The sequence below is a fragment of the Microbacterium sp. C23T genome, assembly GCF_053345975.1.
The window spans coordinates 23,240-45,114 of sequence record NZ_JBKFBD010000007.1 but is presented as its reverse complement, the minus strand read 5'-3'; the positions used below and the strand labels follow the sequence as shown (position 1 = coordinate 45,114).

At 70.2% G+C, this 21,875-nt stretch carries 19 protein-coding genes; 5 read left to right on the top strand and 14 right to left on the bottom strand.

The annotated features are described in order from the left end of the window. Window positions 1-23 precede the first annotated feature (23 nt). The 9 genes from ACLBXX_RS05695 to ACLBXX_RS05655 form a co-directional block, all read right to left on the bottom strand. Complete coding sequence (locus ACLBXX_RS05695) at window positions 24-764, bottom strand: ABC transporter ATP-binding protein (protein ID WP_375871303.1); 741 nt, start codon at window positions 762-764, stop codon at window positions 24-26. Further along, window positions 761-1,648, bottom strand: coding sequence for an ABC transporter permease (locus ACLBXX_RS05690; protein ID WP_447657224.1), 888 nt, complete (start codon window positions 1,646-1,648; stop codon window positions 761-763). The genes ACLBXX_RS05695 and ACLBXX_RS05690 overlap by 4 nt, the downstream gene beginning before the upstream one ends. Window positions 1,649-1,740: 92 nt before the next feature. Beyond that, entirely contained in the window at window positions 1,741-4,416 is a 2,676-nt protein-coding gene (locus tag ACLBXX_RS05685) for an FG-GAP repeat domain-containing protein (RefSeq protein ID WP_447657223.1), read from the bottom strand. A gap of 84 nt (window positions 4,417-4,500) precedes the next feature. Then, the gene (locus tag ACLBXX_RS05680; RefSeq protein WP_447657222.1) at window positions 4,501-5,631 is read right to left on the bottom strand and encodes a glycosyltransferase; all 1,131 of its coding nucleotides are present in this window, start codon (window positions 5,629-5,631) and stop codon (window positions 4,501-4,503) included. A 3-nt stretch (window positions 5,632-5,634) separates the two neighbouring features. Then, window positions 5,635-7,113 carry an LCP family protein gene (locus tag ACLBXX_RS05675; protein WP_447657221.1) on the bottom strand — a complete coding sequence of 493 codons (1,479 nt, stop codon included), beginning with the start codon at window positions 7,111-7,113 and terminating at the stop codon, window positions 5,635-5,637. Beyond that, complete coding sequence (gene purE, locus ACLBXX_RS05670; RefSeq protein WP_387147602.1) at window positions 7,110-7,577, bottom strand: 5-(carboxyamino)imidazole ribonucleotide mutase; 468 nt, start codon at window positions 7,575-7,577, stop codon at window positions 7,110-7,112. The genes ACLBXX_RS05675 and purE overlap by 4 nt, the downstream gene beginning before the upstream one ends. Before the next feature lie 106 nt (window positions 7,578-7,683). After that, window positions 7,684-8,820, bottom strand: coding sequence for a 5-(carboxyamino)imidazole ribonucleotide synthase (locus ACLBXX_RS05665; protein WP_447657220.1), 1,137 nt, complete (start codon window positions 8,818-8,820; stop codon window positions 7,684-7,686). 63 nt (window positions 8,821-8,883) lie between these two features. Then, window positions 8,884-9,468: a PH domain-containing protein gene (locus tag ACLBXX_RS05660; protein ID WP_447657219.1), complete on the bottom strand. Its 585-nt coding sequence runs from the start codon at window positions 9,466-9,468 to the stop codon at window positions 8,884-8,886. Between the two features lie 71 nt (window positions 9,469-9,539). After that, a complete protein-coding gene (locus ACLBXX_RS05655) occupies window positions 9,540-10,349 on the bottom strand; it encodes a biotin--[acetyl-CoA-carboxylase] ligase (RefSeq protein WP_447657218.1) in 810 nt (269 codons plus the stop codon). 119 nt (window positions 10,350-10,468) lie between these two features. Here ACLBXX_RS05655 and ACLBXX_RS05650 point away from each other — a divergent pair, with 119 nt between their 5' ends. Beyond that, entirely contained in the window at window positions 10,469-12,076 is a 1,608-nt protein-coding gene (locus ACLBXX_RS05650) for an acyl-CoA carboxylase subunit beta (RefSeq protein ID WP_310289305.1), read from the top strand. Then, entirely contained in the window at window positions 12,073-12,384 is a 312-nt protein-coding gene (locus ACLBXX_RS05645; protein WP_447657217.1) for an acyl-CoA carboxylase subunit epsilon, read from the top strand. Before ACLBXX_RS05650 ends, ACLBXX_RS05645 begins: the two co-directional genes overlap by 4 nt. 367 nt (window positions 12,385-12,751) lie before the next feature. Here ACLBXX_RS05645 and ACLBXX_RS05640 read toward each other — a convergent pair whose 3' ends face one another. Genes ACLBXX_RS05640 through ACLBXX_RS05625 form a run of 4 tightly spaced genes read right to left on the bottom strand, consistent with a single transcriptional unit; the run spans window position 12,752 to window position 17,150 of the window. Next, a complete protein-coding gene (locus ACLBXX_RS05640; RefSeq protein ID WP_447657216.1) occupies window positions 12,752-13,870 on the bottom strand; it encodes a hypothetical protein in 1,119 nt (372 codons plus the stop codon). Further along, window positions 13,867-15,117, bottom strand: a complete 1,251-nt coding sequence (locus ACLBXX_RS05635) for a sensor histidine kinase (RefSeq protein ID WP_310289300.1) — start codon at window positions 15,115-15,117, stop codon at window positions 13,867-13,869. Before ACLBXX_RS05635 ends, ACLBXX_RS05640 begins: the two co-directional genes overlap by 4 nt. Beyond that, complete coding sequence (locus ACLBXX_RS05630) at window positions 15,107-15,784, bottom strand: response regulator transcription factor (protein ID WP_310289299.1); 678 nt, start codon at window positions 15,782-15,784, stop codon at window positions 15,107-15,109. The genes ACLBXX_RS05635 and ACLBXX_RS05630 overlap by 11 nt, the downstream gene beginning before the upstream one ends. A gap of 22 nt (window positions 15,785-15,806) precedes the next feature. Further along, window positions 15,807-17,150 carry a class I SAM-dependent RNA methyltransferase gene (locus tag ACLBXX_RS05625; protein ID WP_387147840.1) on the bottom strand — a complete coding sequence of 448 codons (1,344 nt, stop codon included), beginning with the start codon at window positions 17,148-17,150 and terminating at the stop codon, window positions 15,807-15,809. A 37-nt stretch (window positions 17,151-17,187) separates the two neighbouring features. Here ACLBXX_RS05625 and ACLBXX_RS05620 point away from each other — a divergent pair, with 37 nt between their 5' ends. The 3 genes from ACLBXX_RS05620 to ACLBXX_RS05610 all read left to right on the top strand — a co-directional run bounded on the left by ACLBXX_RS05620 (window position 17,188) and on the right by ACLBXX_RS05610 (window position 20,099). Continuing rightward, entirely contained in the window at window positions 17,188-17,895 is a 708-nt protein-coding gene (locus ACLBXX_RS05620; protein WP_447657215.1) for a Maf family protein, read from the top strand. Between the two features lie 95 nt (window positions 17,896-17,990). After that, window positions 17,991-19,757, top strand: coding sequence for an acetyl/propionyl/methylcrotonyl-CoA carboxylase subunit alpha (locus tag ACLBXX_RS05615; protein ID WP_447657214.1), 1,767 nt, complete (start codon window positions 17,991-17,993; stop codon window positions 19,755-19,757). Window positions 19,758-19,799: 42 nt separating this feature from the next. Beyond that, window positions 19,800-20,099: a hypothetical protein gene (locus ACLBXX_RS05610; protein ID WP_447657213.1), complete on the top strand. Its 300-nt coding sequence runs from the start codon at window positions 19,800-19,802 to the stop codon at window positions 20,097-20,099. Window positions 20,100-20,330: 231 nt separating this feature from the next. Here ACLBXX_RS05610 and ACLBXX_RS05605 read toward each other — a convergent pair whose 3' ends face one another. Further along, entirely contained in the window at window positions 20,331-21,788 is a 1,458-nt protein-coding gene (locus tag ACLBXX_RS05605) for an NAD(P)H-quinone dehydrogenase (protein WP_375871316.1), read from the bottom strand. Window positions 21,789-21,875: the final 87 nt, after the last annotated feature.

Below are 21,875 nucleotides of genomic sequence, written 5' to 3'. Positions count from 1 at the left end.
GCGGCCTCCCACCAGCTCAGGGCTCAGCCCTCGACGATCGCGATGGCGCCCTCGACTCCACCGTCGTAGACCACCAGACCCTTGTCGATCACGATCGCGCGGGTGCAGAGTTCGCGAACCATTTCCATGTCGTGGCTGACGACGACGAGAGTCTTGTCCGCAGCGATCAGTTCCTGGAACTTCTCACGGCACTTCTCGCGGAACGGGGCGTCACCGACGGAGAGAATCTCATCCACGAGCAGCACATCGAGTTCCACGTGGATCGCGACCGAGAACGCGAGCCGCATGAACATGCCTGATGAGTAGTGCTTGACCTCTTGATCGATGAACTCCTCGATCTCGCTGAACGCGACGATCTGGTCGTAGCGCGCCTCGATCTCCTTGCGATTCATCCCCAGGATGGCCGCGTTCAGGAAAACGTTCTCGCGGCCGGACAGCTCGGGGTGGAAACCGGCGCCGACCTCGATGAGGCCGGCCACTCGCCCGCGGGTGAGCACCTCGCCGCCGTCGGGACGCATCACGCCGGAGATGAGCTTCAGCAGCGTGGACTTGCCGGAGCCGTTGAGGCCGAGGATCGCGACGGACTCCCCTTCGTCGATGACGATGTCGATTCCCCGGAGCGCCTCGAAGGTGCTGGTCGTCTTGCGCCCCCGAACCCAGGACACCAGGGTGTCTTTCAGCGAGAACGCATGGTTGAGCGTGAAGGTCTTGTGAACGCCGTCGACGACGACGCTCGGACGAGTCTGTTCGGTGATGGAACTCATAGGTCCTGCGCGAACCTTCCCTCGAGGCGCCGGAACACGATGTGCCCGACGGCGACGGTCGCGATCGTGATCAGTGTCGTCCAGAGCGTGTTGATCGCCAGCATGGGCGGCAACGGCAGGGTGGTCTCGGTGATCGGGTACCAGAAGGCGAAGTGGAAGAGTTCGACGGCCTGCGTGATCGGGTTCAGCATGTACAGCGTCACCAGCCACTCCGGCAGCACATCCTGGACCATCGTCCAGTAGTACAGCACCGGAGACGCCCAGGTCGCGAGGAGCAGGAGCAGCTCGACGATGTTCTCCGCATCGCGGTAGCGGACGTTCACGGCGCCGAAGAAGAGCCCCAGGCCGAGCGCGAAGAGCACGATGATGACGACCGCCGCCAAGATGGCGAGGATCGAGAGCACGGACAGCTTGACGATCCAGCCGAAGAACAGGCACACGATCACGAGCAACGCCACCTGCGGGAGGAAGTGCACGAGGGCGACGATGACCGAGGAGACCGCGAACAGCTGACGCGGCAGGTACACCTTTCGCACGAGTGGCGCGTTGTTCACGATCGATGTCGTCGCGTTCTTGAACGCCTCGCTGAAGAGGTTGATGATCACGATTCCCGAGAACAGGTAGATCGCGTAGTTCGGAATGCCGTGGTTCAGCGCAAGGAAGACGCCGAGGACCACGAAGAAGACGAGGAACTGGGCGGCCGGCCGGACGTATGACCACGTCCATCCGAGGACGGAGTTCCGATAGCGGGTCGTGACGCCCGTCCGGACCAGCAGCCGCAGCAGGTAGTGCCAGCGGAAGACGTCGAGGAGACCGCTGCTGCGTCCGGGTACATCGAAGTGCGATCGCGGAACGGTGGCGAAGATCTGGGTGTTATCGGGCAAGGCTCAACTCAAGCTCACGTGGGGGACATGCCCGAAGGGCGCCCCCATCATAACGTGCGTGTACGGCAATCCCCCGCGAACGCGGGCGCCGGTCAATACAGCTGGGAGAATCCGGCCCAACCCCAGCCGATCTTGACGCTCCCCCGCCAGCCGCCGCGTCCGTCGCCGCGATAGAGGAGAACGTCTCCGGCTGCGGTCCTCACCAGGACGTCGGGCTCGCCATCGCCGTCGAAATCCCCCGGGCTGAACAGGGACGTGAATGCGCCCCATCCGTTGCCGATCTGGCGCGCCTCGCCCCACCCGCCCTTGCCGTTCGTCGGATACAGGACCAGCGCTCCGGTCGTCCGCACGCGAGCGAGGATGTCGGACCGGCCATCGCCGTCGAAGTCACCCGCGTTGACGATGCTGTCGAACCCTTCCCAGCCCCAGCCGATCACACTGCCGCCCGAAGTCCATCCGCCGGCACCGTTCCCCCGGTAGAGGAGCAGCCTCCCGCCCGCGTCGCGTGCGATGACGTCGACCTTTCCATCACCGTCGTAGTCGATTCCTCCGAACACGATGTCGAGGCCCGACCAGCCGTTCCCGATGGCGACCGGCGCTCGGAAAGTTCCGTCTCCATTGCCCGCCATGAGGGTGAACGTGCCGTCGGCGCCGATGCGGCCGAGGTCTCGCGCCGCGTCGTTGTTGAAGTCTCCGAGAGGGACGATCCTCGCGTTCGAGGGCCAACTCGCGTCTGCTGCTGATGCCGAGAGCCACCCGCCTGCACCGTTCCCCCGATAAAGGAGGAGACCATTCGAGCCCAACGCCACAACGTCCGGGTTGCCGTCTCCGCTGAGGTCACCGGCTCCTGGACCCTGGGCCCGGGGCGCGGGGGCACCGACGGCCGCACCGGGACCGACGATGGAAAGCATCCCGCCCCAACCCGCACCGATCTGGCTCAGGTAACCGACCCCGCCGCCCATTCCGGGGTAGAGATGTAGTCCGCCTGCGCTGTCCCTTGCAAGGACGTCGGCACGCCCGTCGCCGGTGAAGTCCCCCGGCGCCAGCAGCGCCGATATCGAACCCCAGCCCTGACCGATCGGTGCGGAGGTAGACCAGCTCCCCCGCCCATCACCCTCGTACACGTGCAGTCGTCCGGCAGTGTCGCGGGCGAGCAGGTCCGGAGCACCGTCTCCCGAGAAGTCCGCACCCCCGGCAAGCAGGGTCATCGTCCCCCAGCCGTTCCCCACGACGATCGGAGATTGGAATGAACCCTTGCGATCTCCGCGCCACAGTTGGAGCGATCCGTCTGCGTTGGCGGTGAAGACGTCTGGCGTCCCATCCCCGTCGAAGTCCCCCGCGCCGGTGACGAGGCGCATCCGGGACCAATCGACGGGGAGCGTGATCGGTCCTGAGAACGATGCCCCATCACCACGGTAGAGCAGTGCGCGATTCTGGCCGTCGACGCCGATCAGGTCGCGATGGCCGTCGGCGTCGAGGTCGCCGACAGCCACGATCTGCTTCAGGTTCTGCCCTGAGAGCACCGTGACCGCGGAACCCCATTGGCCGACCTTTGAGAACGGATAGGCGAGCACCGAACCCGCTGACGTGAGGGCGAAGATGTGGCGGGTGTCATCGAGCGACAGCGTCGGAACGGGAGTGGCCGAAAGCGGCGTGAGCAGGTCGGCACGTATCCACGAAGAAACACCGTCGAAGGTCACCCGGTCCCATCCCGAGTAGGTGCCCGTGCGCACCACCAATGTGTCCGCGGAGACGAGCCTGCCGCCGTCGACGCACTCCGTCGTGGGCGCCATCCGTGCATTCACCTGGTCGGCATTGACAACGAACAACCCGCCCGACACCGTGATCGCGGACTCCGCCGGCTGAGCACACACGTTCGCGCGGACCTGAGTCGAGCCGAACCAGTCCGTGAAGTAGTTGTAGAAGTTCCGGTTGCCGTACGAGGAGCACGGATCGTTCGCTTCGGCGTAGCCTGCCCGCAGGGCGGCCGCGTTCGGCTGATACGGCGTGTAGTAGTAGAGGTTCGCGGTTGCCTGGTTCTGGACGTAGACGGGCGAAGAGCCGCAGGAAACGTTCGGGTGATAGCGCAGGTTCCACGTCTTGCCGGGGGCGTACCACGTGAAGTACTGGCTGGTTCCGGGCGGGTTGGCATAGCGCTTCAGCTGCCATGCCGCCCCGAAGACCTGGTTGAAGAATCCGTAGTAACGCGTGTCGCAGGCCGCCGTATCAGGGCACCCTTGCCCCATCGCGATCGTGTAGCGCCACTCGCTGGGCCACACGTGAGTGACCAGGCCCTGCTCCTTCTGCAGTGTGACGAGGATGACTTGCGGGTTGATGCCGCACGCCCGAGCGACTTTGTAGATGATGGTCGACGCACGCTCGCGCACGCCACCCGCATAGGCACCGCACATCGCGTCGGCGCTGGTGGTTCGAGGCGTGTCGTACCAGTCGCGCAAGCAGGTGTAGCCCGCTTGGCATTGCGGCACCTTCGCCTCGAGGAACTGCTGGATCTGCGTCTCGGTCATCGTGCCGCTATCGAAGAAGACGCCGTCGCTGATGATGTTCCCCGGCTGGAACTGGGAAAGATCCGCCGTCTTGACGATGCCTCCGGCGACACCCGCTCCCGGCGTTCCGGTCGCGGCCTGACCAGCTGCCGACGCAACCCCCGGCGCCAGCAACAATGCCGCGACGAGACTCACCACCATCGCGAAAACACCGACCCGGCGTCGCGCAGAGGCGCGACGCTCCCCCCTGTAACCTGCAGCCACGTGACCAGTGTGACGCATGAGTCAGATGGTACCGGGAAGCCTCGCCGAAGGAATAGGCCGATCCGCGCGGTTAATCCGACCGCCCTACAGCTCCGCGTGCAGCATCCACACCTTGTCGGCGGCCTCGCGCCAGGAGAACGCGCGACCCCGATCCCCCGCGAGCACGCCGAGACGCTCGGCGGCGGCTGTCGACCCGAGTCCCGACGTCAACGCCGCACCGAGCGCGTCCGCGAGGCTCGCAGCATCCGTTCCCGAAACCAGGTCTCCCCCGTCGAACACGACCTCGTCGTGCACCGCTGACGAAGCAGCGATCACGGGCACACCGAGGGTCAGGGCATCGATCACGCGCCACGGGAACGCCGCTCTGCGCGAGGGCGCCACGAACGCGACCGCCGCGCCGAACACCGCAGCGCGGTCGGAGGTGTCCAGAACCCCCCGCACGTGCAGCGCCCGCTCCGGAACCCCCGCCGCAGAAGCGAGGTCCGCCACCGCCGGCTCGTGGCCCTCCTCGACGTCGATCACGACGACAGGGAGATCGACACCGGATGCTGCCACCGCCGCGAGCCCGACGTCCAGCCCTTCTGAGCCCAGCGGCCCGCCGGCCAGCAATACGTATCCCTCGGGAACATCGAGCGAGCGCCGCCGCCCGACCTCATCCGTCGGGACGGCGAACCCGAGCGGAGACGCCCCCGCGATCACGCGCACCCGATCTCGCAGCCCCGGCGCGATCTCCAGAAGTCGCGCTGCCAGCGAGTGCGTCGGCACCACCAGGGCGTCCGCATGCTTCACCGCGCGCTTCAGCATCGCCTTGTGCCAGGCCACCACCGCTCGGGGCAGCTCCGAAGGCGACTCCCACGGCCGAAGGTCCCAAACCGTGACGACGGCCTGATCGTGGTTGTGCACCCGATCGTGGCGCACGAGCGGCGCGAACAGCGACGGCGAATGGATCATGCCGCCGCCGATCCCCGTGCCCACGCCCAGTTGCAGCGCAGCCGCGAGCTCGCGTCGCGGCAGGGCCGTGCGGCGCACGCCGGCCAGACCCGGCACCGAGTCCAGCGCGCCTTCGACCCCGCCGGCGGGAGCGATCGCCTCGACCTCGCAGCCCGATGGCGCCCCGAGTACCAGCGCCCGCGCGAGCTCGCGCGACGCCTCGACCAACTCGGGCTCGGAGGGTGCGACCAGCTGATCCAGCATGACGCGCAGCGTGGCCACCATGGGTCAGCCCGCCGGAGTCGGGGTCGGCGGGTGGAGCGTCGTCTGCACCAGCTGTGCAATGTACGCCCAGTCGGGGCTGAACTCGTCGATGCCACCGGCGGGCGTCAGCTCGAGCGTCTGCACCGGCTCCTCCTTCGCCTTGACCGCGAGGTCGACGAGCGTCGGGATCAGCGATTGCGGCAGGTCCGTCTCCACGATGTCGGCGCCGGCGGCTGCGACGTCCTGGAAGCGCGTCAGAACGATCTGCGGCGTGAACTGGGCGAGGATCGCCTCCTGCAGCTCGCGCTGGCGCCGCATGCGGTCGAAGTCGCTCGTCGTGTAGCGCGAACGGGCGTACCACTGCGCGGTGTCGCCGTCCATGTGCTGCTGGCCGGCCTCGATCCAGCCGGTCGCCCATGCGTCGACGTTGTGCGGATCGACGCCCTCGGGCGGGCCGCCCTTCGGCAGCCGCTCGACGACGTTGATGTCGACCCCGCCGAGCGCGTCGACCAAGGACGCGAAGCCGTGCATGTCGACGAAGACGTAGTACGGGATCTTGATCCCGAGGATGCCCTCGGCCGCGTCCTTCGTGGCCTCGATGGCCGGCGTCGAGCCCTGGGTCTCAGCATCCGGATACAGCCCGACCCCGCGGTCTTCGCGACACTGCTCGACGGCATTCGTCAGCTGGTTGATCCCGCTCCCCCAGCCGCAGGTGGGGTCGCCGTGCCCTTCGAAGCCGTTGGGGTACTCGTCCTGCATCGGCCCCTCGGCGAACGGGAAGTTGGGCATGTCACGGGGGATGCCGGTGATCGTGGTCGCACCGGTCGCGGCGTTCACCGAGACCACCGAGATGCTGTCGAACCTCATCGAGTCCCGGCCTTCGCCGCTGTCGGCGCCGAGCAGGAGGATGTTGTAGTAGCCGTCGTCGGGCGGAACCGTCGGACCGCTCGCCCCGAAGATCGAGCTGATCGTGCTGCGCACGGCGCCGACGGCGTTCGAGGCATAGACCGCGGTTCCGCTCGCGACCACGAGAAGCCCGACGCCCACCAGCGCGATGGCGAACCGCGCGATGCCCCCCGTCTTGACCAGCCGCACCAGGCGCAGCGTATCGATCGTGAGCACGATCCACAGCACCGCGTAGGCGAGCAGGAGTCCCTGCGCGATCAGCAGCGGAAGCGGGCGCAGCAGCCCGAGCCAGTCGGGAAGCCACGCGCTCGTCACGATGCTCAGCCCCGCCGTCGGCGCCAGCAGGCCGAACAGCAGCGCGATGACGAGCAGCACCCACATCACCAGCGTCGCGGCGATGCCGAACCGGCCGAGCCTGCGGTTGCCCGCGAGCACTTGCGCAGAACCCGGGATCAGGAAGTTGAGCCCGACCAGCCACCACCCGCGGCGCGTCATCACGGCGCGGGATGAGGCATCCGGATTCCTCATCGGGCGCTCCTCGACGACACCCGGACCTGACGGGCGGGCGTTGAGGCGGGGCGCGCTCATGACGCTCACAGCGACTCCTTGAGCCGCCGGTTCTTCTGCTCGACCTGCGCTTCGAGATCGCGGGCGTAGGCCTCGATGCGGTCCGCGATGTCGGCGTCCGCGCTGCCGAGGATGCGTGCGGCGAGGAGGCCGGCGTTCTTCGCGCCGTTGATGGAGACGGTGGCGACCGGGATGCCGGCGGGCATCTGCACGATGCTGAGCAGCGAGTCCATGCCGTCGAGGGTCGCGAGCTGCACCGGCACTCCGACAACCGGGAGGGCGGTGAGGGATGCCAGCATGCCGGGGAGGTGCGCCGCGCCTCCGGCGCCGGCGATGATGACGCGCAGCCCGCGCGCCCGCGCCTCACGCCCGTAGCGGACGAGCTTGTCGACCGTGCGGTGCGCCGAGACGACCTCGACCTCGTGCGCGATGCCGAAGTCCGTGAGCGCCTGAGAAGCGTCGCTCATGACCCGCCAGTCGGAGTCGGAGCCCATGACGACGCCGACGAGCGGCGCCTCGGAGGAATGAAGGGGCGCAGTCACTCGTCAAGGGTAGGGGTCGTGGCTGGAAACTCCCCGCAACGGCGCGCTTCCCAGGACGTCAGTCCAGGAAGAAGGATGCTGCGGCCCGGGCCTGGTACGCCACGTCATCGAGTTCATCGCCCACGACGTTGACGTGCCCGACCTTGCGGCCGGGGCGCGGTGCCTTGCCGTAGGTGTGGACCTTCGCCTGGGGGTGCTCGTCCATCGCCGCGGCGAACCGTGCGTCGAGGGACTCCTCGACCGGACCACCGAGGATGTTGACCATCACGGCCCATCCCGCAACCGGATCGGTGTCGCCCAACGGCAGGTCGAGGACGGCGCGGAGGTGCTGCTCGAACTGGCTCGTCACTGCGCCGTCCTGGCTCCAGTGGCCGCTGTTGTGCGGGCGCATCGCCAGCTCGTTCACGAGAAGCCGCTCGTCGGTGGTCTCGAACAGCTCCACCGCCAGCATCCCGGTCACCCCGAGCCCCTCGGCGATCGAGACGCCGATTCCTGCGGCCACCTGCTGCAGGCGGTCACTGGAATGCGGGGCCGGCGCGATCACCTCGGCGCACACGCCGTCGCGCTGCACGGTCTCGACGACCGGGTAGGCGCGGACCGCGCCCGAGGGCCGACGGGCGACCTGCTGCGCGAGTTCGCGCGTGAAGTCGACGAGCTCCTCGACGAGGAGGGCGCCGCCGTGCGCGTCCTCGGCGAGGGTGGCGAACCAGTCGTCGGCCTCGGTGCCTGCCGACACGACCCGCACGCCCTTGCCGTCGTAGCCGCCGCGCGGCGTCTTCACGACGGCGCGGCCGCCGTGATCGTCGATGAAGGCCTGCAGCTCGTCGGCGTTCGTGACCGGGGCCCAGTCGGGCTGCGGCATCCCGAGCTCCTGCAGGCGCGTGCGCATGACGAGCTTGTCCTGCGCGAACTTCAGCGCGTCGGGGCCGGGGTGCACGGAGACGCCCTCGCCGACGAGGGTCGCCAGCACGTCCTGCGGCACGTGCTCGTGGTCGAAGGTGACGACATCGACGTCGCGCGCGAAGGCGAGCACGGTGGCGGCGTCGCGGTAGTCGCCGACGGCGGTCGCCGCGAGCGATGCCGACATCCCCTCGTCCTCGGCGAGCACCCGGATCTCGACCCCGAGCTCGACCGCGGGTGCGATCATCATGCGGGCCAGCTGCCCGCCCCCGACGACTCCGACTCGCAGCGCCATGCCATTCCCTCTCGTAAGCCTCCCTCCATCATCCCGCACCCGCAGGACGACGAACGCGCCGGGTCAGGCCTGCGGCAGCGGAGGCCTCGGGGGAACGGCGGGCTGGGGCCCGGGGGGAAGCGGCTGGGCGTCGCGGTGCGCGAGGATCTGGTTCACCTCGACCTGGTCGACGAGCGCCTCGTGCACGAGCTCGGCGCTCGGGATGTTCGCAAGCCGCAACGGCTCGTCGACACCGTTCGTCAGGGTGATCGTTCCGGCGCCCCACATGCGCTGCAGCAGGCCGCGGTGCACCTTGAGGGTGTACCCGCGGACGTGCGCCAGCTCACGGCGCTTCACCGCGAGGACCCCGCGGCGCTCCATCACGCGCCGGGTGGTGATCGTGTAGACGTGGCCGAGCCACGACAGGTACGGCAGCACGACGAGCAGCAGCACCACGAGCGCGGCGCCGGCCAGCAGCATCCAATTCTCGAAAGGTGCCGGGAGGTTCCCATACAAGTAGCCGACGGCGCCGGCGACGACGATCAGCACCAGCGCCGACCAGGCGAGCCGCCGGGCGTGCGCACGGAAGCGCGCGACGAGCAGCTCCGGTGTGGGCGCACCGGGGGCGGGCGTCAGCGGCCTGCCGCCGTAGCTCGTCGGCTGCGTCATGTCCCCATTGTGCGGTGCGGGGCTGACAGTCCGGTGCGCACCCGCCGCTTTTGCGTCATGCCGGCTCAGCGTTATGCGAGGCGGCTCCGCACGTGGACGACGTCGCCGGCGGAGACGATGCTCTCGAACTCGGCATCCTGCACCACCACCAGGCGCCCGTCGGGATCGATCCGCTGCGCGCGGCCCCACAGCGTCTCGCCGTCGGGCAGCGACACCGCGACGTCGCTTCCGAGCGTGCTGCAGAGCGACTCGACCTCCCCGAGGACGCCCGATGCGGCGGCGTCTCCGCCCGCCGCGCCGAGCGCCTTCAGCTGCTCGTCGAGAGCGCCGAGGTAGTCGGCGAGGAGGCGATCGTCGTCGCACACGAGCCCCGCGGCCGCGAACGAGGTCGCCGTCGCCACGGGGAGGTCGACGGCCGCCATCCGAGTGTTGACGCCGGAGCCGATCACGACGACGTCGGGATGCCCCGGCACCACCTCCGCGAGGATGCCGCAGATCTTCGATCCGTCGAGGAGCACGTCGTTCGGCCACTTGAGCGTGGCGCTGTGCACCGTGCCGACCAGCTGCGCGGCGATCGCGCGGGTCATCGCCGCGCCCGCGATGAGCGGGATCCACCCACGGGCCGCGACCGGAAGCGCCGACGCGTCGACCGCCAGCGACACCGCGAGCGCCGATCCGGGCGGCGTGACCCACGTGCGGTCGAGGCGCCCGCGACCGGCTCGCTGATCGTTCGTGAGCAGCAGCGACAGGTGCGGCCATTCATGCGGCGCGTCGATGACGTGCCGGATGACGTCGGCATTGGTCGAGTCCGTGGCCTCGACGACCTGGACGCGCGGACTCACGGCGGCGGTGAGCGGGAACCCCTCGGACGAGAACGTCATGCCGCTCACGCTACGCCCCTCGCCGCACTCGCGCCCGCCGGTTCCCCCCGACGACGAACAGCGGATGCCCCTCCCCCTTGTGCGAACCCTCCAACCGATCGACGGAGCCCGCCGATAGGGTGGAATCCGTGACTCAAGCGCCAGAGCAGCCCGACCTGTCGACGACCGCCGGCAAGATCGCCGACCTCCGCGCACGCTTCCAGGAGGCCGTCCTCGATCCCGAGGAGGTCGCGAAGGAGAAGCAGCACGCGAAGGGCAAGGGCACCGCGCGGGAGCGCATCGAGATGCTGCTCGACACCGGCAGCTTCGTCGAGCTGGACGAGTACGTGCGCCACCGCACCACCGCCTTCGGCATGGACCGCTCGCGCCCCTACGGCGACTCGGTCGTCACCGGCGTCGGCACGATCCACGGCCGCACCGTCGCGGTGTACTCGCAGGACTTCTCGACCTTCGGCGGATCGCTCGGCGAAGTCGCCGGCGAGAAGATCATCAAGGTCATGGAGTTCGCCCTCCGCAGCGGCATCCCCATCGTGGGCATCCTCGACTCCGGCGGCGCGCGCATCCAGGAGGGCGTCGTCGCCCTCGGCAAGTACGGCGAGATCTTCCGCCTCAACACTCGCGCATCCGGCGTCATCCCGCAGATCTCGATCATCATGGGCCCGGCCGCAGGCGGCGCGGTCTACTCCCCCGCCCTCACCGACTTCGTCGTGATGGTCGACAAGACCAGCCAGATGTTCGTCACCGGCCCCGACGTCATCAAGACCGTGACCGGCGAGGACGTCGGCATGGAGGAGCTCGGCGGCGCGCACACGCACAACACCCGCTCGGGTGTCGCGCACTACCTTGCCGAAGACGAGGACGACGCGATCGACTACGTGCGGTCGATGCTCGGATTCCTCCCCGACAACAACATGGCGGAGCTGCCGGTCTACGAGACGGGCTTCGAGTTCGAGACAACGGATGCCGACCGCGCGCTGAACGCCGTCATCCCCGACTCCCCGAACCAGCCGTACGACATCCACCAGGTGATCCGCGGCATCGTCGACGCCGAGGACTTCCTCGAGGTGCAGCCCCTGTTCGCGCCGAACATCGTCATCGGCTTCGGTCGCGTCGAGGGCCGCTCGGTCGGCATCATCGCCAATCAGCCTTCGCAGATGGCCGGTACCCTCAACATCGAGGCCGGCGAGAAGGCGAGCCGCTTCGTGCGCTTCTGCGACGCGTTCTCGATCCCGATCGTGACCCTCGTCGATGTGCCGGGCTACCTCCCCGGCACCGATCAGGAGTGGACGGGTGTCATCCGCCGCGGCGCCAAGCTCCTCTACGCCTACGCCGAGGCGACCGTGCCGTTGGTCACCGTGATCCTCCGCAAGGCGTACGGCGGCGCCTACATCGTGATGGGCTCGAAGCAGCTCGGCGCCGACGTGAACCTCGCGTGGCCGACGGCCGAGATCGCCGTCATGGGCGGCCAAGGCGCCGTCAACATCCTGTACCGCGGCGAGATCAAGAAGGCGGAGGAGAACGGCGAGGACGTCGCCGCCGTCCGCACGCGCCTCGCGAACGAGTACACCTACAACGTGGCCTCGCCGTTCCTCGCCGCCGAGCGCGGCGAGCTCGACGGCATCATCGAGCCGGCCGCGACCCGCGTCTCGATCGCCAAGGCCCTCCGCGCCCTCCGCGGCAAGCGCGCGAGCCTGCCGCCCAAGAAGCACGGGAACATCCCGCTGTGAGCCCCGCAGACGAGAGCATGGAAGCGGTCCCCACGGCCCCTCCGCTCGGCGCTGGCGCGCCGGGCGGAGCCTCCGGCCGCGTGGGCCCAGCTGCGCCCCAGGGCCCGACCATCGAGGTCCTCCGCGGCGCGCCCACCGAGGTGGAGCTCGCCGCGCTGATCGCCGTCGTGAGCGAGGCGTACACCGGGGAGGCCGCCGAGGCCGTCGCCGACGACCGCCAGAGCCGCACCGGCTGGCAGCTCTCGCAGCGGACGCTGCGGCAGCCGCTTGATCGCGACCTCGGGTGGGGCCGATTCGGGAGCGCCTGACCGTGGACGCCGTCCGCGGAGGTTTATGGACCCGGTCCACGGCGTGGCGGGTTTGTCCCCCGAAATACCTACAGACACACCCCTTGCAACCCCGAGATACTTGACTCGCTGGAACGCTTCTGCGTTCGGTCGATCCGGCACCGCTTAGCGGATGCCCCGGATCCGGCCATGCGGATGGTTTTCGGGTAACCTTCCGCGCAGGCGAGGGGCGGGCGGCTTCGCCGCCCCTCGCCTCCTTCATTTCCCGCTCTCCGCCAGGAATCCCCTCCCCCTTTCCGGCGGGGAGCGAGTCTGCCTCCAGGAGGGCGCGGTTCAGGCGTCCGGGGGGCACGACGAATCGCAGCATCCCCCCTGTCAGAAGTGAGGGTCAGGCCCTGCCCGGGTGCGGGATCTCGCGCCACAGGTCGACGGAGTCTTCGTCGCTGGGCCCACCCATGGAGGGCGAGCGGCCGACGACCGTGACCGCGACGCGCTCGTCGGGCGACGTGCGGATGTAGAGGCGGTCCGAGCTCGCCGAGCGCAGGGCCTCGGCCAACTGCGCGCGGATGATGCCGAGGGTCTCATCGTCGACGTCGTCGAGTCCGCCCTCGTCGAGCACGGTGACGTTGGCGCCGCGGCGGCGTGCCCGCTCGAGCTCCGCGCGCACCTCGTCATCGAGCAGGCGCGGACCGCGCATCTCGTCGCGCAGCCGGCCCTCGGCGATGCGCGCCTCGAGGCGGTCGGCCTCCGTGAGCACGCCCGCGTGGGCGACCGTGCGTGTGAGCACGGGGCCTGCGACCGCGAGCGCCCGCTGCACCTGCACGCGCCGCTCGCGCTGGCGGACCACCTGCGACGTCTGCCATCCCGTGGCGGCGCGCTGGAGGCGCGTGAGCCGCGAGGTGTCGCGCGCGGCGCGGTCCATCGAGAACACCAGCAGCTGGGCGCACGTCACCCAGACGATCGAGCCGACCAGCCCGAGCGCGAGCGCATTGAGCGGGCCCATCCAGAGGAACGACGCGATCGTGAGGAGCACGATGCCCGCCCACGCCGTCCAGGGACGACGGCGCACCATGACGATCGTCATGAGTGCGCCGATGCCCCCGAGGTACCACGTCGCGAAGGAGACGGTGCGAGCCGTCTCGCCGACCGCGATCGGGATGGCGTTCGGCACGATCACCGCGCAGGCGAGCGCGAGGACCTGGGCCGTCACCGGCAACGGCAGCGGGCCGCGGATGCCTTCGCCGGCGGGGTGCGGCGCCGCCTGCGCCTCGAGACTCTCGAGCGACTCGTCGTCGGTCGAGCCGTCCACGCGAGGGGGCGGACTCGAGCGACGCGATGACGGCTGCCAGAAGATGCAGAGCCACGTCACCGCGAGGTAGATCCCCACGGAGATGACGATGATGAGCGGCTGCGGGATCGGCCGCCCGGTCCACAGCAGCCCTCGTGCGGCGAAGTAGGCGGTGAACGCGACGCCGAGCACGGTGAGGACGTTCTTGACGCTGATCATGCCGACGGCTCCCGCCAGATGAGCCGCACGACGGTGCCGTGGGGTCCTGACTCCAGCTCGGCGCGCCCGCCCACCGCGGCTACCCGCGCGATGATCGACGCGCGGATGCCCAGGCGGTCATCGGGGACGGCGTCCAGGTCGAATCCCTCGCCCGCATCGTGGACCTCGACGCGCACCGTCCCATAGGCCGCATGCAGCACGACGCCCAGCCCGGCGCCGCCGGCGTGCTGGACCGCGTTGGCGATCGCCTGCGTCGCGGCCAGCGCGATCGCGCGGGCCACGCGTCCGGGGATGGACGGGGCGTCCGGGTCGATCTCCCGCTGCACATCGACGCTGACCCCCAGCTCGTCGGCGGCCTGCGCGATCTCCTCGGACAGCACGGCGGGCGCCCACGGCTCGTCGGGCCCTTCGTGCTCGTCCTGTTCGGTGTTGGCCAGCCGGGTGAGCGCCTCACGCGCCATGGTCGCCGCCAGCGTGCGCTCCCGGGGCGTCGTCGCCCGCTCCGCGGCGATCAAAGCAGCCAGCACGCTGTCATGCATGAGCGCCGCCACCGCGACGCGTTCCTGCTCGGCGGCGTCGGCGGCGGCCGCCTTCGCGTACGACGAGACGGCCTGCGCCCGGGTCTTGTCCACGTTCACGGCCACCGATCGGAACAGCCACCCCAGCGTCAGGATGATGCCGCCCAGGATGAGCGCGAAGCTCACGTCGAGGATCACGACGGGCCAGTAGAGCGGCTCGAGGCCGACCTGGATCATCCGGACGACGCCGAACAGCAGGGGCAGGGCGATCGTGAACGCGATCTGCAGAGGGAAGGGGAAGGCGAGCACGGCCGCCAGCGTCGCGAGGTTGAGCAGGTACCAGATCCACGGCTCGTCGGTGGTCGGAGCTTCGACGCCGGCCGTGGCGATCGGCCACGCGAGGAGGACGAGGACATACACGATCGCGAAGACGCCCGCGGCCGGACGCACACCGCGGCCCACCACGCACGCGAGCACCATCACGCCGAGAGCACCGAACACGACGACCATGAGCGGCACGTGCCACCCCGGACGTTCCGGGGCGGGCCCCAGGGCGCTCAGGAATGACTGGAGTCCGAGGATCAGCGAGCCGAACCCGCCGGCGACGAGCGAGATGATGCGCTCGACGCGGGACCGTGTGAACGACCCGATCCCTGCCGTCGTCTGCGGCGAGTGCGGGATCTGCCCCCACGCGGTGTCGAGCACGCCTGTCTGCGCGTCAACGGCCACGCGTGGCGTCTCCCGGGTCCGCCGAGGGCTCGACGAGGATCCCGTCCTCGACGGCGCGGTGCAGCAGATCGATCTTCGTGGGCGCGGGCCTGCCGACCTCGACGTACTTGACGCGGATGCGTGTGATGTTCTCCTTCGCCGTCGAGTACGCGACCCCGAGGCGATCGGCGACGACCTTGAGCGGCAGTCCGGCGGCGTAGAGGCGCAGCACATCGCGCTCGCGCGCCGACAACTGCGCGTCGGCGAAGGCGCGGTCGCCCTCGACGGCGCTGGCCCACTCGACGTTGTTGAGCGGCTCGCCGCGGGCGACCGTGCGGACCGCCGCGATGACGTCGCCGATCGGCGAGGACTTGCTGACGACGCCGGCGGCACCGGCCGAAAGCGCCTCTCGTACGGCCGCCGGCCGGTCGGCGACGCTGTGGATGATGACGCTCGAACCGTCGAGCACGAGGCGCCGCACGTTCTCGGTCACCGTGGTGCCGTCGCCGAGCGTCAGGTCGAGCACGACGACGTCGGCGGGGGCCTGACGCTCGTACGCACGCCAGTCGACGTACTCCGTGACGGTGCTGCCTGAGAAGGCGACGCTCATCATCTCGGCGCGCGCGCATGCAGCCTCGAGGCCGAGCCGGACCGACTCGTGATCATCGATGAAGGCCACCCGCGTCATTCCGCCAGCCTAGCGACGAGTGTCACCCGCGCGTGAGAACCGCCACGGCTTCGACGTGATGCGAATTCGGAAAAAGGTCCAGGCCATCGACACTTGCGACCTCGTACCCGCCGGCACGGAAGGTCGCGATGTCGCGTGCGAGGGCGACCGGGTCGCACGCGACGTAGACGACGGTCGAGGGGGCGAGGGACGTGAGATGGTCGACGACCTCGCGGCCCGCTCCCGAGCGAGGCGGGTCGAGCAGGACGACCCCACGCGACAGCCGCTCGCGTTCGGGGACGGATGCCTCGGCCGCGAGCCGCGCGAGCCACCGGTCGACGCGCCCGGTCTCGGCGCGGGCCCCGACCCACTCGGCGAGGTTCTCCCCCGCGTGCTCGGTCGCGCGCGCGTCGGACTCGACGCTCGTCACGCGGGTCGAGGATCCGCCCAGGTCGCCGAGCGTCGCGGCGAAGAGGCCGACGCCGCCGTAGAGGTCCAGGTGCCAGGCGTCGGGGTCGACGGCGACGGCATCGCCGGGGAGCGCGCCGAGCGCCGCGGCGACGGTGGTGGTGAGGGTGTGCGCCGCCAGACGGTGGACCTGCCAGAAGCCGCCGGCATCGACGCGGAAATCGCGGCCGCCGACGCTCTCGAGGACGATCTCGGGAGCGGGCGCCTTGCGGTGCCTGGTCGCCGCGCGAGCGCCGCGTCCGCGCCGACCCGCAGCATCCGGCTTCTTCTCCGGCCGCGGGAGTACACGGACACGACCGTCCGCGGGCTGGACGAGGTCGATGCGCCCGGGCTCGCTGCCGGCGAGGGCGAGCGCGGCGCGCTCGACGGCAGGCGTGGCGAGGGGCAGGTCCTCGAGTGGGACCACCCGGTGGCTGCGCGCGGCGTACTGGCCGACGTTGCCGTCCGCGTCGACGTGCAGGCTCACCCGGGTGCGCCACCCGGTGCCGTCGACGGACTCGCCGTCGGCCTCGGCGCCATCCGGGGCGGGCACAGCCGCGACACCGCTCATCGTGGCGACCGGGTCGTCGATGCCGCCGAACCGCTGCAGCGCGTCGCGCAGCACCTCGAGCTTGAGCGCGCGCTGGTGCTCGAGCGCGATGTGGCCGAAGTCGGCGCCGCCGGGCCGCTGCTCCGGCGGGATGTCGACATCGGCCTGCCGCCACACGTGCAGCTGCCGGTGCGGCGACGCGTCGAGCACCTCGAGCGTCTCGCCGCGCCAGAACGACTTCTTGCCGGTGTCGGTGAGGCGCACGCGCACGCGCTCCCCCGGGATCGTGTCGGGCACGAACACGACGCGGCCTTCGTGCCGGGCGACGAAGACGCCGCCGTGGGCGACGCCCGTGATGTCGAGATCGAGGAGGTCGCCGGTTTCACTCACCCGACGAGCCTACGTCCCCGCCCCGTACTGTGAGGGGATGCGCGTCTGCCTCGCCTCGACCTCGCCCGCCCGGCTCATGCTGCTCGGGCAGTTCGGCATCCGTCCGCTCACCGTCGCCCCCGACGTGGACGAAGAGGCGGTCATCGCGGCGGTCGAGGCGGCCGAGGCCCGCACGCTCGCGCCCGACGAGCACGTCCTGCTGCTCGCGCGGCGCAAGGCGGCGGACGTCGCGGCGCGGCTGCGCGACGACATCCCCGACTTCGACGGCATCGTGATCGGCGGCGACTCGATGTTCGAGCTCGACGGCGAGGTGCTCGGCAAGCCGTACACGCCCGAGAACGCGGCCGCCCGCTGGCGCACGATGCGCGGGCGCACCGGAGTGCTGCATTCGGGCCACGCCGTGGTGCGCATCGAACCGGGCGAACCCCCGCGCGAGGTGCACGCGACGGCCGCAGCATCCGTCTCCTTCGTGGCGGACGTGACGGATGCCGAGATCGACGCGTACGTCGCCACCGGCGAGCCCCTGCACGTGGCGGGCGCGTTCACGGTCGACAGCCTCGGCGGCGCGTTCATCGAGCGCGTCGAGGGCGATCCGTCCACGGTCGTCGGCATGTCGGTGTCGACGTTGCGGCAGCTCGTCCGCGAGGTGGGGGTGGAGTGGACCTCGCTGTGGAACAGCTCGGATCCGTCGCTCGAACGGTCCGAGATCGGTGAGAAGTCGTTCATGGAAGACGGGGCGCAGTGAGGGCGTTCGCTTTGTAGTAGGAACCCCACGTTTCTCATCGGTTCTTGTACGAACCGCTCAAAAGCCCTCGGGATGCCGTCGGTAGGCTGGCACTCATGCCTCAGATCGCCAAGGTTCTCGTTGCCAACCGCGGCGAGATCGCCGTCCGCGTCATCCGCGCCGCCCGCGACGCCGGGAAGGCGTCGGTCGCCGTCTACGCCGATCAGGACCGCGACGCCATGCACGCGCGCCTCGCCGACGAGGCGTACGCGCTCGAGGGGGCGACCAGCGCCGAGACGTACCTGTCGATCGAGAAGATCCTCTCCGTCGCGCGGCGCTCCGGCGCCGACGCGGTGCACCCCGGCTACGGCTTCCTGGCCGAGAACGCCGACTTCGCCCGCGCCGTCATCGCGGCGGGCCTCGTCTGGATCGGCCCGTCGCCCGAGGCGATCGAGGCCCTCGGCGACAAGGTGACCGCCCGCGCGGTCGCCGAGAAGGTCGGCGCGCCGCTCGCCCCCGGCACCCCCGGCCCCGTGGCCGGCGCCGACGAGGTCGTCGCGTTCGCCGAGGAGGTGGGCCTGCCCATCGCGATCAAGGCCGCGTACGGCGGCGGCGGACGCGGCCTCAAGGTCGCCCGCACGATCGATGAGGTGCCCGAGCTGTTCGAGTCGGCGACCCGCGAGGCGATCACCGCCTTCGGTCGCGGCGAATGCTTCGTCGAGAAGTACCTCGACAAGCCGCGTCACGTCGAGACGCAGTGCCTCGCGGATGCCGCCGGCAACGTCGTCGTCATCTCGACGCGCGACTGCTCGCTGCAGCGCCGGCACCAGAAGCTCGTCGAGGAGGCCCCCGCGCCGTTCCTCAGCGACGAGCAGAACAAGACCCTGTACGAGGCGTCGAAGGCCATCCTCAAGGAGGTCGGCTACGTCGGCGCGGGCACCTGCGAGTTCCTGATCGGCGCCGACGGCACGATCTCGTTCCTCGAGGTCAACACGCGTCTGCAGGTCGAGCACCCGGTCTCGGAAGAGGTCACCGGCATCGATCTCGTGCGCGAGCAGTTCCGCCTCGCCGAGGGCGAGGAGCTCGGGTACGACGACCCCGAGCCCGAGGGCCACTCGATCGAGTTCCGCATCAACGGCGAGGACCCCGGCCGCGGCTTCCTCCCCCAGCCCGGGCCGATCCACGTGTTCAAGACGTTCGGCGGCCCCGGCATCCGTCTCGACTCCGGCGTCACCGCCGGCGACAGCGTGTCGGGTGCGTTCGACTCGCTGCTCGCGAAGATCATCGTCACCGGCCGCGACCGCGCCGAGGCGCTCGAGCGCTCGCGCCGCGCGCTCGACGAGTTCGAGGTCTCGGGACTGCCGACCGTCCTGCCCTTCCACCGCGCCGTCGTGCGGGATCCCGCCTTCACCGCGGAGGACGGCCGCTTCGGCGTCTTCACCCGCTGGATCGAGACCGAGTTCGTCAACGACATCGCCCCGTGGGACGGCGAGCTCAGCGAGCCCACTCCCGCCGAGGCGCGGCACACGGTCGTCGTCGAGGTCGCCGGCCGGCGTCTCGAGGTGAGCCTGCCCGACCGCGTCGTCGCGCCCGTCGGCGTCGCCGGACGCCCCGCGGCCGTGCCGCCGTCGCGCCGCTCGCACGCCCCCTCGGTCGTCGCGGGCGCCTCGGGCGACGCGGTGAAGTCGCCGATGCAGGCCACAGTCGTGAAGGTCGCCGTCGAGGAGGGGCAGCAGGTCGTCAAGGGCGACCTCGTCATCGTCCTCGAGGCGATGAAGATGGAGCAGCCCATCCAGGCCCACAAGGACGGCGTCATCGGCGCCATCAACGCCGACCCCGGCACGACCGTGTCGGCTGGCCACCAGCTCCTCACCATCTCCTGACGCGTCCTCGACGCGGCGCCGCACGCGCGGCAGGATAGCCGGATGGATGCCCCCACCGGCGAAGCGCCCGAGGTGTCGGCGCTCGCGATCAACGTCGTGATCCCGCCCGAGCTGCGCTGGACGGACGTGCGCCGCGGCGAGGAGTTCGAGCTGCAGTCGCTCACGGTGCGCCTGCTCCCCGACCACTCCGTGGCGGTGAAGGCCTACGGCCGCCCGGTCGCCGGCGGGCGCGGCGCGTACGTGTCGTTCGCGATGCCCGATCGTCCGGAGCTGCGCGCCCTGGTCGACGCCGCCGCGAACCGCGCCGCCGACCTCTGGCGCGGCAACACCGGCCTCGGCTGACGCCGGACTCTCCCCGCGGGCGGCGGGGCGCAGCATCCGTCATCCCTCGCCCTTGTTCGACAGGTCAACCGGGCTTCCACATGAGCCGATCAGCATCCGCGGTCCTGTGGAACCGCGGTTGACCTGTCGGAGCAGGGAGGGATGGATGCTGCGACTCAGCGAGACCTCCGCGGCCGGCGCGCTGCGCGCACCATGCCGGCGGCGCGGCGAAAGACCTGGGGAGTGTGGGGGTCAGCCCCCGTAGACGTTGTGGTCGACGACGTGCATCGCGCGCGAGGCATCCGTGATGCTGCCCGACAGCGACGGGTAGACCGCGAAGACGCGGGAGACCTGGTCGACCGTCAGGCGGCGCTCGACGGCGATCGCGATCGGGTAGATGAGCTCGGAGGCGCGGGGGCCGACGATGACGCCGCCGATGACGGTGCCGCTGCCCTCGCGGGCGATGATCTTGACGAAGCCGTCCTTGATGCCCATCATCTTGGCGCGCGGGTTGGCCGCCAGCGGCAGCTTGTGGACGACGCCGTTGATGTGGCCGTCCTCGATGTCGTTCTCCTGCCAGCCGACGGTGGCGATCTCGGGCGCGGTGAAGATGTTCGAGGTGATGCGGCGTCGCTCGAGCGGGATCACGACGTCGCCGAGCGCGTGGAAGACGGCGGTGCGGCCCTGCATCGAGGCGACGGAGGCGAGCGGCACGAACGTGGTGCAGTCGCCGGCGGCGTAGATGTTCGGCACCGAGGTGCGCGCGACGCGGTTGACCTGGATGTGGCCGGACTCGGTCATCTGGACGCCGGCCTCCTCGAGGCCGATGCCCTTCGTGTTCGGGATCGAGCCGACCGCCATGAGGCAGTGGCTGCCCTCGACGGTGCGGCCGTCGGACAGGGTCACGACGACGCCGTCGCCGGTGTTCTCGACCTTGTCGGCCCGCGACTTCGACAGCAGCTTCATGCCGCCGCGCTTGAAGACGCGTTCGAGCACGGCGGCAGCATCCTTGTCCTCGCCGGGGAGCACCTGGTCGCGGCTCGACACCAGGGTCACCTTCGCGCCGAGGTTCATGTACGCGCCGGCGAACTCGGCGCCCGTGACGCCCGAGCCGACCACGATCAGGTGCTCGGGGAGCGCGGTCATGTTGTACAGCTGCGTCCACGTGAGGATGCGCTCACCGTCGGGCTTCGCGCTGGCGAGCTCCCGGGGTGACGCGCCCACCGATACGACGAGCGTGTCGGCCTCGATGCGGTCGAAGTCGGTGCCCCCGGGGCCGGTCGACACCACGACGGCATTGTCGCCCTCGAGGCGGCCGTGGCCGGAGATGATGCGGACGCCCGCCTCGGCGAGCGACGCGCGCATGTCGTCGGACTGCTGGCGGGCGAGCGTCAGGAGGCGCTTGTTGACGGCCGTGAGGTTGATGGCGATCTCGGGCTTGAGCGGCTTGCCGTCCTTGCCCTTGGCGAACAGCTGCACGCCGAGGTCGCCGGCGCCTGCGATCGCGACGGCCGCGTCGGCGGTCGCGATGAGCGACTTCGACGGGACGACGTCGGTGATGACCGCCGAGCCGCCGATGCCGGCGCGCTCGACCACCGTCACCTCGGCTCCGAGCTGGGCGGCGGCCAGCGCCGCTTCGTAGCCTCCGGGTCCGCCGCCGAGGATGGCGACGGTCTGGGTGGTCTCGAAGCTGATCGACATGAATTCCATTCTCCCCTGCCGAGCGCCTCGCACACGACACCGCGACACTCCCGGGTGCGCCCCGATGCGGCTCCGCTGGCCCTCGTCGCCGTCCGT

What these genes read in the sequence shown, in the direction of transcription:
- ACLBXX_RS05630 (WP_310289299.1), bottom strand. Translation starts at nt 15,784, where the DNA reads ATGACGCGGGTGGCCTTCATCGATGATCACGAGTCGGTCCGGCTCGGC.
- ACLBXX_RS05660 (WP_447657219.1), bottom strand. Translation starts at nt 9,468, where the DNA reads ATGACGCAGCCGACGAGCTACGGCGGCAGGCCGCTGACGCCCGCCCCC.
- ACLBXX_RS05615 (WP_447657214.1), top strand. Translation starts at nt 17,991, where the DNA reads ATGCCTCAGATCGCCAAGGTTCTCGTTGCCAACCGCGGCGAGATCGCC.
- ACLBXX_RS05655 (WP_447657218.1), bottom strand. Translation starts at nt 10,349, where the DNA reads ATGACGTTCTCGTCCGAGGGGTTCCCGCTCACCGCCGCCGTGAGTCCG.
- ACLBXX_RS05620 (WP_447657215.1), top strand. Translation starts at nt 17,188, where the DNA reads ATGCGCGTCTGCCTCGCCTCGACCTCGCCCGCCCGGCTCATGCTGCTC.
- ACLBXX_RS05695 (WP_375871303.1), bottom strand. Translation starts at nt 764, where the DNA reads ATGAGTTCCATCACCGAACAGACTCGTCCGAGCGTCGTCGTCGACGGC.
- ACLBXX_RS05665 (WP_447657220.1), bottom strand. Translation starts at nt 8,820, where the DNA reads ATGGCGCTGCGAGTCGGAGTCGTCGGGGGCGGGCAGCTGGCCCGCATG.
- ACLBXX_RS05610 (WP_447657213.1), top strand. Translation starts at nt 19,800, where the DNA reads ATGGATGCCCCCACCGGCGAAGCGCCCGAGGTGTCGGCGCTCGCGATC.
- ACLBXX_RS05680 (WP_447657222.1), bottom strand. Translation starts at nt 5,631, where the DNA reads ATGGTGGCCACGCTGCGCGTCATGCTGGATCAGCTGGTCGCACCCTCC.
- ACLBXX_RS05640 (WP_447657216.1), bottom strand. Translation starts at nt 13,870, where the DNA reads ATGATCAGCGTCAAGAACGTCCTCACCGTGCTCGGCGTCGCGTTCACC.
- purE (WP_387147602.1), bottom strand. Translation starts at nt 7,577, where the DNA reads ATGGGCTCCGACTCCGACTGGCGGGTCATGAGCGACGCTTCTCAGGCG.
- ACLBXX_RS05605 (WP_375871316.1), bottom strand. Translation starts at nt 21,788, where the DNA reads ATGGAATTCATGTCGATCAGCTTCGAGACCACCCAGACCGTCGCCATC.